The organism is Ruoffia sp. FAM 26254, assembly GCF_045528545.1.
Lineage (GTDB): Bacteria > Bacillota > Bacilli > Lactobacillales > Aerococcaceae > Ruoffia > Ruoffia halotolerans.
Map to the genome: position 1 here is coordinate 26,519 of NZ_JBGQQY010000002.1, position 15,740 is coordinate 42,258.

17 protein-coding genes and 1 tRNA gene are annotated in these 15,740 nt (G+C 36.6%); all 18 read right to left on the reverse strand.

Going from position 1 to position 15,740, the window contains the following annotated elements:
* Positions 1-2 precede the first annotated feature (2 nt).
* The 18 genes from pdhA to hflX all read right to left on the reverse strand — a co-directional run bounded on the left by pdhA (position 3) and on the right by hflX (position 15,731).
* Positions 3-1,112 carry a pyruvate dehydrogenase (acetyl-transferring) E1 component subunit alpha gene (gene pdhA / locus ACEN3Z_RS00870; protein WP_407089185.1) on the reverse strand — a complete coding sequence of 370 codons (1,110 nt, stop codon included), beginning with the start codon at positions 1,110-1,112 and terminating at the stop codon, positions 3-5.
* Positions 1,113-1,678: 566 nt separating this feature from the next.
* Positions 1,679-2,461 carry a carboxyltransferase subunit alpha gene (accA, locus tag ACEN3Z_RS00875; RefSeq protein ID WP_407089186.1) on the reverse strand — a complete coding sequence of 261 codons (783 nt, stop codon included), beginning with the start codon at positions 2,459-2,461 and terminating at the stop codon, positions 1,679-1,681.
* Between the two features lie 2 nt (positions 2,462-2,463).
* On the reverse strand, positions 2,464-3,327 hold the full coding sequence (gene accD / locus ACEN3Z_RS00880; protein ID WP_407089188.1) for an acetyl-CoA carboxylase, carboxyltransferase subunit beta: 864 nt from the start codon (positions 3,325-3,327) through the stop codon (positions 2,464-2,466).
* Positions 3,328-3,338: 11 nt separating this feature from the next.
* A complete protein-coding gene (locus tag ACEN3Z_RS00885; RefSeq protein WP_407089189.1) occupies positions 3,339-4,718 on the reverse strand; it encodes an acetyl/propionyl/methylcrotonyl-CoA carboxylase subunit alpha in 1,380 nt (459 codons plus the stop codon).
* A 1-nt stretch (position 4,719) separates the two neighbouring features.
* Positions 4,720-5,154, reverse strand: coding sequence for a 3-hydroxyacyl-ACP dehydratase FabZ (fabZ, locus tag ACEN3Z_RS00890; RefSeq protein ID WP_138404059.1), 435 nt, complete (start codon positions 5,152-5,154; stop codon positions 4,720-4,722).
* Between the two features lie 10 nt (positions 5,155-5,164).
* Positions 5,165-5,641 carry an acetyl-CoA carboxylase biotin carboxyl carrier protein gene (gene accB, locus ACEN3Z_RS00895; protein ID WP_407089190.1) on the reverse strand — a complete coding sequence of 159 codons (477 nt, stop codon included), beginning with the start codon at positions 5,639-5,641 and terminating at the stop codon, positions 5,165-5,167.
* A gap of 2 nt (positions 5,642-5,643) precedes the next feature.
* Positions 5,644-6,879, reverse strand: coding sequence for a beta-ketoacyl-ACP synthase II (fabF, locus tag ACEN3Z_RS00900; RefSeq protein WP_407089191.1), 1,236 nt, complete (start codon positions 6,877-6,879; stop codon positions 5,644-5,646).
* Positions 6,880-6,889: 10 nt separating this feature from the next.
* Positions 6,890-7,612 carry a 3-oxoacyl-[acyl-carrier-protein] reductase gene (gene fabG / locus ACEN3Z_RS00905; RefSeq protein WP_407089192.1) on the reverse strand — a complete coding sequence of 241 codons (723 nt, stop codon included), beginning with the start codon at positions 7,610-7,612 and terminating at the stop codon, positions 6,890-6,892.
* Entirely contained in the window at positions 7,612-8,562 is a 951-nt protein-coding gene (locus ACEN3Z_RS00910) for an ACP S-malonyltransferase (protein WP_407089193.1), read from the reverse strand. Before ACEN3Z_RS00910 ends, fabG begins: the two co-directional genes overlap by 1 nt.
* Before the next feature lie 16 nt (positions 8,563-8,578).
* Positions 8,579-9,538 carry a nitronate monooxygenase gene (locus tag ACEN3Z_RS00915; protein ID WP_407089194.1) on the reverse strand — a complete coding sequence of 320 codons (960 nt, stop codon included), beginning with the start codon at positions 9,536-9,538 and terminating at the stop codon, positions 8,579-8,581.
* Between the two features lie 29 nt (positions 9,539-9,567).
* Complete coding sequence (locus ACEN3Z_RS00920; RefSeq protein WP_407089195.1) at positions 9,568-9,789, reverse strand: acyl carrier protein; 222 nt, start codon at positions 9,787-9,789, stop codon at positions 9,568-9,570.
* Between the two features lie 21 nt (positions 9,790-9,810).
* Complete coding sequence (locus ACEN3Z_RS00925) at positions 9,811-10,755, reverse strand: beta-ketoacyl-ACP synthase 3 (RefSeq protein WP_407089196.1); 945 nt, start codon at positions 10,753-10,755, stop codon at positions 9,811-9,813.
* A 14-nt stretch (positions 10,756-10,769) separates the two neighbouring features.
* Positions 10,770-11,222, reverse strand: coding sequence for a MarR family winged helix-turn-helix transcriptional regulator (locus ACEN3Z_RS00930; RefSeq protein WP_407089197.1), 453 nt, complete (start codon positions 11,220-11,222; stop codon positions 10,770-10,772).
* Positions 11,223-11,541: 319 nt separating this feature from the next.
* Complete coding sequence (gene gdhA / locus ACEN3Z_RS00935) at positions 11,542-12,867, reverse strand: NADP-specific glutamate dehydrogenase (RefSeq protein ID WP_407089268.1); 1,326 nt, start codon at positions 12,865-12,867, stop codon at positions 11,542-11,544.
* A gap of 91 nt (positions 12,868-12,958) precedes the next feature.
* The gene (locus ACEN3Z_RS00940) at positions 12,959-13,489 is read right to left on the reverse strand and encodes a GNAT family N-acetyltransferase (protein WP_407089198.1); all 531 of its coding nucleotides are present in this window, start codon (positions 13,487-13,489) and stop codon (positions 12,959-12,961) included.
* 269 nt (positions 13,490-13,758) lie between these two features.
* Positions 13,759-13,832 (reverse strand) — tRNA-Arg (locus tag ACEN3Z_RS00945).
* Between the two features lie 86 nt (positions 13,833-13,918).
* Positions 13,919-14,485 carry a peptide deformylase gene (gene def / locus ACEN3Z_RS00950; RefSeq protein WP_407089199.1) on the reverse strand — a complete coding sequence of 189 codons (567 nt, stop codon included), beginning with the start codon at positions 14,483-14,485 and terminating at the stop codon, positions 13,919-13,921.
* A 1-nt stretch (position 14,486) separates the two neighbouring features.
* Positions 14,487-15,731: a GTPase HflX gene (hflX, locus tag ACEN3Z_RS00955; protein WP_407089200.1), complete on the reverse strand. Its 1,245-nt coding sequence runs from the start codon at positions 15,729-15,731 to the stop codon at positions 14,487-14,489.
* Positions 15,732-15,740: the final 9 nt, after the last annotated feature.

The following is a 15,740-nucleotide window of genomic DNA, read 5'->3' on the forward strand; positions in this document are numbered from 1 at the left end:
GATTATTTATTCTCCTTTGCTTCGTAGTATTCAATTTGTTCTTGTGTTACATAGTCAGGAGTTTCAAACATATTTTTCAAGAAGTCCGAAACTTTTTGTTTAGGAGTAGATTCTGCTTGTTTAATTGCTTCTTTAGCAGCTTCTTTAGTGTTTTCAACTACTTCGTTTTCTTTTTCTTCTGTCCATAATCCTTTTTCAGTTAAGAATTTACGGTAACGGTTTAATGGGTCACGTTGACGCCATTCGTCTTGAGCACCTTCTGGTTGGTAACGTTTTGGATCATCACCTGATAGTGAGTGAGGTCCGAAACGGTAACATAATGTTTCGATTAATACTGGTCCGTTTCCTGCAATCGCATATTCACGCGCAGCTTTCGTTACAGCATAAACCGCTAAAATATCCATACCATCAACTTGAACACCTGGGATACCAGCTGCTACAGCTTTTTGAGCTAATGTTGGTGCTGCAGTTTGGAATTCACGTGGAGTTGAGATAGCCCAACCGTTGTTTTGAATTACGAAGATTGCTGGTGCTTTATAAGCTCCGGCAAAGTTCATTCCTTCATACACATCACCTTGAGATGAACCACCGTCACCCGTCCAAGTCATTGCTACGGCTTTACGACCATTTTTCTTGATACCCAAAGCTGCACCAGCAGTTTGAACATACTGAGCACCAATAATAATTTGTGGTGGATAAGCTCGGAAATCTTCAGGGTAAGTACTTCCTTCTACATGTCCTTTAGACCATAAGTATGCTTTGTAACTAGGTAATCCATGTTGCATTAATTGAGGTATATCGCGGTATCCTGGGAAGATAATGTCATCTTCAGTTGTTGCCGCAATTGTTCCTAATTGAGAAGCTTCTTGTCCAGTTGTTGGAGCTACGAATCCTAAACGTCCTTGACGACTTAATGCTTGAGTACGGTTATACCACTCGCGGTAGAAAACCATATCTTCCATAAATGTTACTAATTCTTCGTCTGAAAGTTCAGGCATTAATTCCTCATTAACTACCTTTCCGTCATTATCTAATATTTGAACTGTGCTAAAATCAAAGTTGTCTGCTCTTAGCAGATCTTCCATTTTTGCAGGAACTTTTTTATTTGCCATGCTATTACACATTCCTCTCTTAAAATAATATAGAATAATACAAAGCACAATAAACTGTACTATTCAGTTATTTCTAATTTATCACGCTCATTAAATAATTGCAAGTATTATAAAAATTATAAAACGATTACAAAACCTGATTTTAAGCTTGTTGAGAAAATCTTCACAATATGTCGATTGAAATTTAAAATTTTATTTGTTGTTATATTTTCATTGAAAATGTGTTTCAATAAGGAAATTCTGTTGTAGTACAAAATTCGCCTGTAACATTTATTATAATCAAATGAGATGATTCCAATTTGTTTGTTATAATGTTTTTTTATAGTTCTTTTTATAAATTGTTTCTATTTAATGTTTTGAGTCATCTATTGCATAAAATTTCATATAAATACTTGCTGCATCTACATTGTTAACTGTTTATTTTTAATATACTAAAGTAATTATTATTTTAGCAATTAATAAGATATTTTTATTCATTTCGCCTATATTTCACCTAATCGAATTATTTTGTCACAAAAAAATAAGTGTCAGTGAACTATTTCACTAACACTTATTTATTTTATCGCTTAAAAAGATCTAAATCGTTTATTTCGATTGGCTAATCGTGTTTCTACATCCAGCTGATTTAATTCCTTAAACTTCGCTTTAATATCATTTATAGTCCGTTTTAAGATGACATCTCGGTTTAAAGGAACTCCATGATTTATCTCTGAAATGATTTTTTCTACGACTTTTAATTCGTGTAAATCTTCTGCCGTAAGTTTCATGACATCCGCTGCTTTTGAAGCCAGTTTCGCATCCTTCCATAATATAGATGCAAAGCCTTCTGGAGATAGAATAGAGTAAACGCTATTCTCAAGCATCCACACTTCATCTGTTAATGCCAAAGCTAGCGCTCCCCCGCTTCCACCTTCTCCGAGAATTATCGATAAGGTAGGAACTTCAACTTTCGCAAAAGTTAATAGTGATTGAGCGATTGCTTCCCCTATACCTGTCTCTTCTGATTCTGGTGAGGCATGTGCTCCAGCTGTATTAATTAAGGTTAATATTGGACGATTAAATTTATTCGCTTGTTCGACAAGACGAATTGCTTTTCGGTAACCGCCTGGGCCGACTGACCCAAAGTTTCGTTCTATGTTCTCACGGGTTGTACGGCCTTTTTGAATACCGATAATCGTTATAGGTTGCCCGTCATACATGCCGATACCTCCAATAATGGATTTATCATCTTCCATATGACGGTCTCCATGTAATTCAATAAACCAATCAGTTAAATTCTCAATGATATCAATGGTTGAGATTCTTTTTAAATCTCTCGCTTTTAAGACTTTTTCATAGGCTTTGCTCATAATTACACACCACCTTCATATGAATGAGCTTGGATTAATTGGTTGATGATTTGTTTCTGGTTTAATCTTGGTACAATTGAATCGATAAAACCATTATCAAATACCCATTCAGCTTGTTGAAAGTCTTTCGTTAATTTACTTTTAATTGTTTGTTCAATCACACGTTTCCCTGCAAAACCTACGACTGCCCGAGGTTCTGCTAGTGTTACGTCCCCTTGCATCGCAAAACTCGCTGTGACACCACCGGTGGTCGGATTTGTCAACACACTACAATAAAATAAACCTGCGTCTTGATGTTTCGCAACCACTTGCGAGATTTTCGCCATTTGCATTAAGGATAAGATCCCTTCTTGCATCCTAGCTCCACCAGAAGCAATGTAGAGAATAACAGGTAGTTTATGCTCCGTCGCATGCTCGAACAGCCGTGTAATTTTCTCACCGACAATTGTCCCCATACTTGCCATGACGAATCGTTTATCCATCACACCAATTGCTATTGCTCTACCATCAAGTTCTGCTTCACCTGCGACGACTGCTTCTTTCAATTGTGTATTATCTTGCGCTTTTTCTAACTTGGCACTATAGCCTGGAAAATTTAGTGGGTTCTTCGCGTTTAGATCGCTATCCCATTCCTTAAATGACCCTTCATCTACTAACCATTGAATACGTTCATAAGCTGGAAAATGTAGATGTTCACTGCAATGTGGGCAACAGTAATCTTCTGTAATTTGATTTTGTAATATAATTCGATCACAATGTGGACATTTTTCTGCAATATTATCTGGAATAGATGATCTTTGTGTGGCTACTTCAGCGGGACTAATTGGATTAATTCTTATTGTTTTTTTTCGCCTAAATAAAGCCAAAACATCACCTCTTATTCTTCAGTATTTTCTTCTTTTTCTAACCATTTTGGCATATAGTGGGTTTCTAACCACTTCGTATGCACTCTGTCCCAATTAATATATTCATCACTTACAAGTGCTTCGAGTAAGTCGATATTTGTTTCAACACCTTCAACAGTCACTTCATATAAAGCGCGCTCCATTATCTTCAAAGCATCTTCTAAAGTATTTGAATGCGTAATTACTTTCGCCACCATTGAATCATAGAATGGTGGTAATGTGTAATGAGGATAAAGAGCAGATTCAATTCGTAAACCTAGACCGCCTGCAGGAAACATTAATTGATTAATGTGACCAGCGGAAGGTCTAAAATTATCTCTTGGATTCTCTGCATTCAAACGTACTTCAACCGCAAAGCCTTTTACTTGAATATCCTCTTGCTTATAAGTTAATGGCTCACCCATGGCTACACGGATTTGTTCTTTTACTATATCCACACCTGTAACCATTTCAGTTACGGGATGCTCAACTTGTAAACGTGTATTCATCTCCATGAAGAAGAAGTTATTGTCTTTATCAACTAAAAACTCAATGGTTCCCGCGTTCTGATAGCCTATGGCTTCCGCTGCTTTTACAGCTGTTTCACATATGTTTTTTCTGACCTCTAGGGGCAGACTGACCGCTGGAGAGATTTCTAGAACCTTTTGATTGTTACGTTGGAATGAGCAATCTCTTTCTCCTAGATGAATAACGTTACCGTATTTATCTCCTAACAATTGAACTTCAATATGTTTTGCAGGAGCAATAATACGTTCAATATATAGGTCTTTATTTCCATAAATTGCTTCCGTCTCATTCTGTGCTTGACTAAACAATGCATCTAATTGTGAAGCGTCTTCTACACGGCGCATCCCTTTACCACCACCACCATCTGCGGCTTTAATCATCAAAGGGTATCCAATATCAAGTGCAATATCACGGGCTTCTTCAATTGAATAAATTAACCCAGCACTACCAGGAGTAATTGGAATACCAGACTTACGCATTGTATCTCTGGCATGTTGTTTATGTCCCATAACATCAATAATATGACTATTCGGTCCAATGAATTCAATACCTACATCTTCACATAAAGTCACAAAATCACTTCGTTCTGATAGAAAACCGTAACCAGGGTGGATTGCATCCACTCCTGTTGCTAAAGCAGCACTGATGACAGCGACTGGATTTGCATATGAATCCAAAGATTTTGCTGGACCAATACAAATGGCTTCGTCCGCTAATTCAGTATGTAAGGCATTCCGATCTGCTTCACTGAAGATAGCCACTGAAGTAATATCCATCTCGCGGAGCGCACGTATAATTCTAACCGCGATTTCTCCGCGGTTTGCCACGAGAACTTTTTTAAACATCTTATTTCGCCCCTATAATGAATGTCATTTCACATTCACATACAACTTTATCTCCAACGTATGCTTTACCAATTCCGATACCTGCATTACTTTTTAGTTTTTTAATATTAACTTCAAGACGTAATACATCTCCAGGAACAACTTTTTTACGGAATTTAACTTTATTTAAACCACCTAAGTAAGCTGTCTTTCCGTCAAATCCTTCTAATGATAATAATGGAATTGAGCCTGCTTGTGCTAATGATTCTACAATTAGAACACCTGGGAATACAGGTTCTCCAGGGAAGTGTCCTTGGAATACTTCTTCGTTAATTGTCACGTTTTTACGTGCGACAACTTTTTCACCCGGAATTAATTCATCCACTGCATCGATAAAGAAAATTGGGTAACGATTTGGAATAATTTCCATTACTTGAGTTGCTGTTAATAGTGTCATTGTTTTCCTCCTAGTTAATTCTCATAATTGGTTGACCAAATTCAACAACAGTTTCATTCTCAACAAGAATTTCTACAACTGTTCCTGAATGGTTCGCTTGAATTTCATTCATTAATTTCATTGCTTCAATAATTACGACTGTATCTCCCTCTGACACAGTGTCACCAACCTTAACGAATGCTTCGCTATCTGGGTTAGGTTGTAAATATACTACCCCAACCATTGGTGATGTAATGAATTCACCTTCCTCAACGTCGATGTCGTTTGTTACTGGTTTCGCTTCATCGATCTGGGTTGGAGCTGTTTCTTGCTCTACTGTCGTTGTTTGTGCTAGTTTACTTTCTTCTTGGTGTCCGTAGAAAGCCGGTGCTTCATTAGGCATTTCTTTTGAAAGAACGAGTTTTACATCGTCTGTTTCATAATTTAAGAAAGCGAGTGATGATTGATCTAATTTATCGATTAATGATAATAATTGTTCTTGATTCAAAATTACGCACCATCCCAACGTTTAAAGCAAAGGACGGCATTATGACCACCAAAACCCAGAGAATTTGATAAAGCATATTGAATATCTTGTTTCCGTCCTTCACCAGGTACATAATCAAGATTGCATTCTTCGTCCGGTGTCTCTAGACCTAAAGTTGGTGGGATAAAGCCTTCTTGCAATGATTTAATCACCATAATTGATTCCACACCACCGGCTGCTCCTAATAAGTGTCCAAAGTGTCCTTTAGAACTTGAAATTGGTACTTTATGTGCGTGATCTCCTAAAGCATATTTAATCGCTGTCGTTTCACCTGAATCATTTGTTGGTGTACTTGTGCCGTGAGCATTGATATAATCAACATCTTCGGCTTCAATTCCTGCCATTTTGATTGCAGTTTTCATCGCTTCTCCAGCACCACTTCCGTTAGGTAATGGAGCAGTCATGTGATAAGCGTCTGAGTTTGAACCATAACCAACAATTTCACCATAAATTGTTGCATTACGTGCTTGAGCTGATTCTAATGATTCTAAGAATACAATCCCTGCTCCCTCTCCCATAACAAAACCGTCACGGTCTTTATCAAAGGGACGAGATGCTTTTGCTGGATCTTCATTTGTAGATAAAGCAGTTAAAGCCGCGAAACCTGAGATTCCGATTTCGTTAATCGTTGACTCAGCCCCACCCGCGATACAGGCGTCTAATAAACCGTTTTGAATCTTAATAAACGCTTCACCAATCGCATTTGTGGCACTTGCACAAGCTGTTACAATATCTAAACTGATTCCACGTGCACCAAACTGCATTGAAATATTCCCAGCGGCCATGTTCCCAATTGTTAATGGAACAAATAATGGTGGAACTCTTTTAGGGCCTTTATCTTTCATCTTTAAAATACCGTTTTGAATAGCATGTAGTCCACCAATTCCTGAACTCACCATTACCCCAACATTAAATGGATTACTTGAAATATCATAACCACTCATCTCAACAGCTTCTTTACTTGCTGCGACACCAAATTGTGAGAATTTGTCCATTCTCTGGCTATCTTTTCTTCCTAATTCTTCTCTTGCATCAAAACCTTTGACTTCGCCAGCAACAGTCACGCCTGTTTCAGAAGCATCAAAACCTTCTATTGGTGCAATACCTGATTTATTTGTTAATACACTATCCCAGAATGCATCGACACTATTACCAATAGGTGATACAGTTCCTAGACCTGTTATTACGACTCTTCTCATAGAATCCTCCTTAAATATGTAATCCACCGTTAACTTCGATGACTTGACCGGTAATATATCGGTTAGTAATCAAGAAATCAACGACAGAACTAATCTCTTCAACTTGACCAAAGCGTTTTAATGGAATGTGACTTAACATAGTTTTCTTAACTTTATCACTCAAAGCGTCAGTCATATCTGTTTCAATATAACCTGGCGCTATCGCATTGACAGTGATTGATCGACTTCCTAGCTCTTTCGCTAAAGACTTAGTTAAACCGATTACGCCTGCTTTACTGGCAGCATAATTTGCTTGCCCTGGATTTCCTGTTACACCTACAACACTAGACATATTAATAATTGTCCCAGATTTTTGTTTTAACATAATCGGTGATACAAATCTTGTTAAGTTAAATGTTCCTTTTAAGTTTGTATTGATCACGTTATCAAAATCTTCTTCTGTCATACGAAGGAATAATCCATCGCTTGTAATACCCGCATTATTAATTAAAACGTCGATTCTGCCATAGGTTTCGCGTACTTCTTCAACAAGTTGTTTCGCTCCATCAAAGTTACTTATATCTCCGATGGCTTGACCTACTTCCAATTCATAGTCAGCAAATTCTTGAAGTACTTCCTCAGCAATTGGTTTACGACTATTTAAAATTACTTGATGCCCAGCTTCTGCTAAATGTTTAGCGATGCCAAGACCAATTCCTCTTGAGCTACCGCTGATTAAACATGTTAATATCATTATTTCCCTCCACTACTTAACCATTGTATTAATTCTTCAACATCTTCAACTTTATCCACTACAAAAACTTCTGGAGCCAATTCATCCTTCGCCATTAATTTAGCTAAGGTATTTCCTGGTCCAATTTGGATAACATGTGTAATTCCCTCTTCTTTTAAGCGATGAACCGTTGGGAACCATTTCACTGGTTTAACCAAATGGTCGCTTAATAAAGTACGAATCTGATCTGTTGAATGATTCTCAACAGTTACATTACTAATTACTGGAACTGTTCCTACTTGAAAGTTTGTGTCGGCAAGTACTTTTTCGAAGTCTGCTTGCATCCCTTTCATAATCGGAGTATGGAAAGGTCCTTCTACTTTTAAAGGTATGACCTTACGATAACCTAAACTTTTTGCTTCTTTTCTAAAAGCAGTGACTGCTTCTTTTATGCCTGCGACGACAATTTGAGTCGGCGAGTTGTAATTAGCAATATATATAGGCGTCTCTTCAGTATGAATACTTTCAACAAGTGTCTTAATTTCATCGATGGGCATATTAATTACTGCTGCCATAAGGTAACTTGCATCCTTTTCGATGTGTTCACAGTACGCGGACATAATATCTCCACGCTTTTTGATTAAATTTAATCCTTCGTCAAGTTCTAATATGTTACTGGCAATTAAAGAACTATACTCACCTAAACTTAACCCAGCCATATATTGTATGGCTGGGAGTTTAGTTTTAATCGATTCATAAATAGCTAAGCTTGTTGTAACGATTGCAGGTTGAGCATTTTTTGTTAAAGCCAATTGATTGATATCAGAATTGATCCACGTTTGAATCGGTAATTGAGTGATGTCTTCTGCTTGAGTGAAGATTTCTTTTGCTTCTTGAAATGCTTCGACAAAACCCATTCCCATACCTTCATAATGTGCACCTTGACCATTAAATATAATAGCCAATTTCATAAAATCACCCTTTCAATTAAGCTTCAAAATAATTTGCTTTTTCCTTATATGTTTCTTTCGCTACTTGAATATAATCTTCGATAATTTCTTTAACAGTTTGTCTTTCTTTAATTAAACCGGCAATCTGGCCAGCCATCATTGATCCACCTACTGTATCGCCTTCCACAACGGCCTTTCTTAAAGCGCCTTGAGCCATTTGCTCCAACCGTGAAAAGTCTTGACCTGGAAGACTTGTGATTTCTTTCTCGACTTGTAAATATTCTTTTGTTAGTCGGTTTCTCAGAACTCGGACTGGATGTCCTGTAATCTGACCTGTTACAACAGTATCAATGTCACTTGCTTTAAGGATCGCGTCCTTAAAGTTATCATGAGCATTTGATTCATCTGCAACAACGAAACGTGTACCCACTTGGATACCGTCAGCACTTAGCATTAAAGCTGCTGCTAAAGCACGACCATCTCCGAATCCTCCTGCAGCAATGACAGGAATCGTTACAACTTCTGTGACTTGAGCTAAAAGGGCTAAACTCGTTAATTTACCGATATGTCCCCCAGCTTCCATCCCTTCAACAACAACAGCGGCAGCTCCAATTTTCTCCATACGTCGCGCAAGAGCGACTGAAGCTACAACTGGAATCACTTTAATACCTGCATCGTGAAATCTTTGCATGTATTTCGCAGGGTTTCCTGCACCTGTTGTGATGATTTTTATTCCAGATTCGATTAAGTAATCAACAACCTCTTGGGTATTTGCGTTTAAAAGCATGACATTCACTGCAAATGGTTTGTCAGTTTTTGACTTCATTAATTCAACTTTTTCTCGAACTAATTCAACAGGGTCATGTCCTGTTCCTATAACGCCTAATCCACCAGCATTGGATACTGCGCTCGCTAAATCTGCATCAGCAACCCATGCCATTGCACCTTGAACAATAGGATATTCAATGTTTAGTAATTCTGTAATGGCTGTCTTCATATATACCTTCCTTTATCTAACGAGAAAAATTATTTGTCTAATCCTTCAACGTAACTAACTAAATCTCCAACTGTTTTTAAGTCTTGGTCAGTATCAATTGTAATATCGAATTCGTCTTCGATTTCATTGATTACTTGGAAGATATCTAAGCTATCCGCTTCTAAGTCGTTTTCAAAGCTAGTTTTTAAGGTTACTTCATTCTCTTCTACACCTAATTGATCCACGATAATTTCTTTAATTTTTTCAAACATAATATTTTCCTCCAATAATTTTTATAATTTTGTGTGTACTTCGCCCCATGTTAAGCCTGCACCAAAACCAATCATAACAACACTTTGAGTGCCATCTAGTCTGATTTGTTTTGCTTCAACCATTTCATTTAATAAAATTGGAATACTTCCAGCAGATACATTCCCAACACGGTCTATGTTCGATGGTATTTTTGATAAATCCATCTTTAGTTTTTTGGACATCATCTTTATAAAGCGGAAATTCGCTTGATGACTAACGATATAATCTAAAGTTTCTTGTTTGTTTACAAATTGATCTAATGACGGAAGAACCGTTCTTTGAACGAAATTGAACACTTCGCGTCCATTCATCGTCAAAGTAATATCTCCTTCTTCATTAGGAGCTACTGCGATGGATAGATTTTCATCGCCACGAGAATTCAAACAACTATCATATTCAGGTAAACCTTCGCCGTCATTGGCAATTAACAATGCCCCAGCGCCATCACCAAATAAGATAGACGTAGCCCGATTATTGAAATCTAAAATCTGACTCATCTTCTCAGCACCAATCACTAATGTGTAGCCAGATGAAAATGATTTTGACATTTTCTCAGCAATATCCAATGCATAGACAAATCCACTACATGCGGCATTAATATCAAAACTAATGGCATTGTGACAATTCAGATTTAACTGCACTTTATTGGCTGTCGATGGTGTATATTCTCTTTGAGACATTGTTGCAACTATAATCAACTTAATGTCATGTCGAATATCTTCATCCAGTTTACTAAGTAAATCGTCTACGGCATTTGTCGCAATACTCGCCACTGTCTCTTCATCATTTGCAAAAAAACGTTGTTTTATACCAGTTCGTTGCTCAATCCATTCTGTGGATGAGTCTAACTGATTTACTTCGATTAATTCTGTGTTTGATACAGCTTTCTCCGGTAAATACGCTCCTGTAGCAATAATACGACTCATATCATCTTCCTTTTCTACAATTTCTCTTTAATGTCATTTAAGAAATTATGTAGATTACCTAATCCCTTAATTAACATTTCCGCTTCTTCTTTATCTAGACCTGCGATTGTATCTCTTACCATATCTAGATGGAATTTGCGGTGCAAGCGAAAGAGTAGTTTTCCTTTTTTAGACAACTTAAGTCTAACAACTCGACGATCTTCTTCTAAACGCACCCGTTCAACATAGCCTTTTGTCACAAGATTTTGTATGGACACAGACAAAGTACCTTTAGTGACAGATAATTTCTCTGCTACTTGTGATGAACTTAAATTTCCTTTAAGACCAATTGCTTCAATAGTATGCATCTCTTTAATAGTTAGATCTGAAAACTCACTTTGTCTAAGCGAATTTTCTTCAATTAATAGTACTTCATTAAATATTTGGACCAAATAATCGTTAATTTTTGTAACGGTCCCATTATCCACTCATTATCACCTCTCATCAACTTCGTTTGATATTCAAACTATTTGATAGTCAAATAATAAATGAAATTAGTTTGGTTGTCAAACTATAAAAGTTTAAAGTTTTTTTAAGCCGATAGAAACTATTAGGAATGGCGATTATTCAAATCATTATTGTTATATTGTGTAATCGTTTTAAGTATTATTATAGCTTTATTTTGTTGAAGATATGTGTTGGGTCGTATTTAAAGTGTGGAAATATGAAAAATGTCCCTGAGATTTTTGAAAATAAAATAAGCTATCAGATGAAAAATTCACCCAATAGCTTATTATTTCGTGTGTCTTATACGACACCATTCATAATCATTAATTTAGCAATACTTTCAAATGATGCAATATCTGCTCCGGCAGCATAATCATGATCTAAGTCATAAGCATTACTTGCATCTAATGCTTGTTTGAAGATATCTTTCATGATGACTTTAAGTTTCTCGTCAACTTCTTCCGTTGTCCATCTTAGTCGTTGTGAGTTTTGACTCATCTCAAGCGCAGATACCGCAACCCCACCAGCGTTAGCGGCTTTACCAGGCCCATAGTATAATTTGTTTTCTTTATATACTTTTACTGCATTTGTATGGCTTGGCATATTTGCCCCTTCAGCGACAAATTTAATTCCATTATCAACTAAACGTTGGGCTTGTTCTTCGTTAATTTCATTTTGAGTTGCACATGGTAAGGCAATATCTGCTTTAATATCATGATCCCAAAGTGAACCTTCAAAATACTCAGCATCTGAATGAGCATCAATATATTCTTTAATTCTTCCACGGTTATCAATTTTAATTTGTTTTACCGTATCTAAATCGATACCATTTTCAGCATAAATTGCCCCATCTGAATCACTAAAAGAAACAACTACACCACCAAGTTCCATGGCTTTCTTCGCAGCATAATAAGCAACATTCCCAGAACCAGAAATAATCACTCGTTTACCTTCTAGTGTTTCATTCACTTCAGTCAACATTTCTAATAAGAAGTAAATTAATCCGTAACCCGTTGCTTCAGCACGTCCTTGACTCCCTCCAGCTGGAATAGGTTTCCCAGTTAATACACCCGGAGTCTTAGCGTTTAAGCGTTTGTATTGTCCAAACATGTACCCAATTTCTCGTGCACCTACACCAATATCACCGGCAGGCACATCTTCGTCAGCACCAATGTATTTTTGTAATTCAGTCATAAAACTTTGAGTAAAGTTCATCACTTCATTGTCTGATTTCCCTTTAGGATCAAAATCAGCACCACCTTTACCTCCACCGATTGGTAGACCTGTTAAATAATTTTTGAAGATTTGCTCAAAAGCAAGAAACTTCATGATACTTTGGTTTACTGATGGATGGAAGCGAATACCACCTTTATAAGGTCCATTTAAGGAATTAAATTGCACACGGTAACCACGATTCACTTGAACTTTCCCTCGGTCATCTACCCAAGGAACACGGAAAGATATAATTCTTTCTGGCACAGTGATTCGTTCAAGTATTGCCAAATCTTCATATTCAGGATGTTTTTCAATCACTGGTTCAATTGCATCAAGAAAATCTTTCACAGCTTGTAAAAATTCTGTTTCATGCTCAAAAGTTTTTGATAATTTGTCATAAACACGCGTCATATAATTATTTGTCATTATGTGTCACTCCTCTTTTCGTATAAGTCATTATAACACAGCTTTGTCTTTTATGAAAATATTTTAATAAAGGTCTCTAATTTCTCATCTCATTTAAATAGAAATATATATCTGATTTTCCCTCTTGCTGAGTAAAATCATAATCGCGATTATTAAAGCCACCTATCTCAAAACCTTGATTTAAATAAAATTTACAAGCGCCTAAATTATTATCTTGTCCAATAGTGAATAAGCCTTTATAACCTAGACTTTGAGCTTCTATGAAGCCCTGTTTAATTAACTCTTGACCATGTCCAAATCGGCGATATTCTTTTGTTACTTTTAAATCAGCTAAGTACATATACTTATTCCATTGATGTTCAAAGACAGCTAAGCCGACACATTTTGAATCTTGAAAAGCTCCAATCGCAAATCCTTTTACAACAATCTCTTCATATATATAGTTCTCTTCAGGAAAAGTTTGTTCTTCATCTTGCTCGAACAATTCTTCTTTATAAGTCCATTGTTTCTTATTTAATGAAACAACTAACTTGCCATATAATTCAACCGGCTCATTCGGTAAATTCAATGCTGCTTCTTCGTCTTTAGTTATGAGTTTATATTCCATGCCGATCACCTACCTTTTTTGATAATTACTACTATACACCTTTCGGGAAAATGTTACTATTCTCAGATAGATGTTCTATCTAAAATTTTTTAAAAGCAAAAAAACCTCCTACTTTAGTAAGTAAGAGGTTTATTCAGTCAACAATATAATCCTATTTCAGCATGATACGACAAGCTTATAATAGCCGACTTTTAGGGGGGGTTTCATAAAACAACTTACCCCCAGTTAGAACGTCATGATACAATGCGCGTCATATCAATGTTTCTGTACGATCTAGGCAGGATTCGAACCTGCGACCGTTCGCTTAGAAGGCGAATGCTCTATCCAGCTGAGCTACTAGACCAAATCAATACTGACAACTCTTATAGTATAGCCCATGATTGACTGAATTGTCAATAACAATATTAAAAGAGTTGTCGATATTTTTCACTAAATCAATGTTGTATCTTCATCTGGTTCCCAAGGTGTTTTTTCGTCAATATGATCGTAGAATAAGATTCCTTTTATGTGATCAATTTCGTGCTGTACAACCACCGCTTCATAATCTCTTAAACGAATTTTCTTTTCGTTACCTTCTAAATCATTATATTTAACCGTTACACGTTTAGGTCTTGGAACGATTCCTGGTACTTCGCGAGGAACTGAGAGACAGCCTTCGCCCTCTTTCAACGCTACTTTTTGAACCGCATGGCTTATGATTTTTGGATTAACAAAGATTTCATCAATCAGAGGTTCAGTTTCATTTCCCTCTTCATCATAATCCATTAGATATACAGCAAATATTTGTTGGTCGATACCAATTTGTGGTGCTGCTACTCCTACGCCTGGACGCAAGTTATATTTTTCAGCCGTTTCTGAATCTTGGCTGTTTATTAAGAATTGTCTCATAGCCACAGCTGTCTCTTTCAATTCTTCATTGATTGGAAACTCTACTGGCTTAGCTTTTTCTCTTAAGATTGGTTCTTTTTCAGGAACAAAATCTTTCATTGTTATCATATTATTCCTCATTTCTTATATCAGTTAGACGTCGTCGATATCCCGATAGTATATAATACTGATATTCTTCATTAAATTCAATGTCTTTTATTAAAGTTTTTTGTCGGTATAGCGCTAATAATTCTGCTTCTTCAGGTTGAATTTCTACTTGGAATTCTTCTGCATTCGATATACAGATATCCCAAATCGCTTGTTTTAAAGTTTCAATACCTTTTTTGTCCAGTGCAGAGATAGTTACGTTTGGTTGCAATGTCGGTTCGAAACCTGAATCTGCTTTATCTATCTTGTTGTAGACAGTTAAGACTGGGATATGATACATATCTAACTCTTTTAACAACTCTACGACGGTATCTTCATGCATATTGCTTGCTGGATGAGAGGCATCTACGACGTGGATTAATAAATCCACAAAGCGAATCTCTTCCAATGTTGAATTAAATGCATGAATTAATTCTGTAGGTAGTTCATCAATAAAACCTACCGTATCTGTAATAGTGAAGGCATCATGACCGTTAATTTCTAACTTACGCGTTAAAGGGTCTAAGGTTGCGAATAATTGGTCTTGAACATACGTCTCACTTTCAGTTAATTCGCGTAACAAGGTTGATTTCCCTGCGTTTGTATAACCTGCTAGACCAATATTAAATTCTCGCCCTGACTGTCTTCTAATACGCGTTCTTTCACGGTGTTCTTCCAATTGTTTCAAGTCTTTCTCAATCGTATGAATGCGACCTCGAATGACACGACGATCTTGTTCTAGTTTAGTCTCACCGGGTCCTCTAGTTCCAATCCCACCGGCTAGTCGAGATAATGATGTCCCTTGTCCGATGACTCTTGGAAGTAAATATTGGTATTGAGCTAGTTCAACTTGAAGTTTCCCTGCTTGGCTTCGCGCTCTTTGAGCAAATATATCAAGAATCAATTGTACACGGTCAATGACTTTTACGTCAAGTTGTTCTTCTAAATACATATTTGTGTTTGGTGATAATCTATTTAAAAAGATAACTAAATCAATATCAGAGTTAATGACAAAATCACGAACATCCATTAGTTTTCCACTACCTACGACGGATTTCTGATCGATGCGTCTTAATTTTTGAGTGATTTCTCCAACCGGTAGACCATTAGCTGTCTCAGTTAGTGCCTTCATTTCTTTCATGATCGTTTCAAATTTTAAATCTGAAATGTTTTCTGTTTGTACTCCGACTATAAGTACCCTCTCGGGGTGATTTTCAGTCTCTATCATATTTTTTTA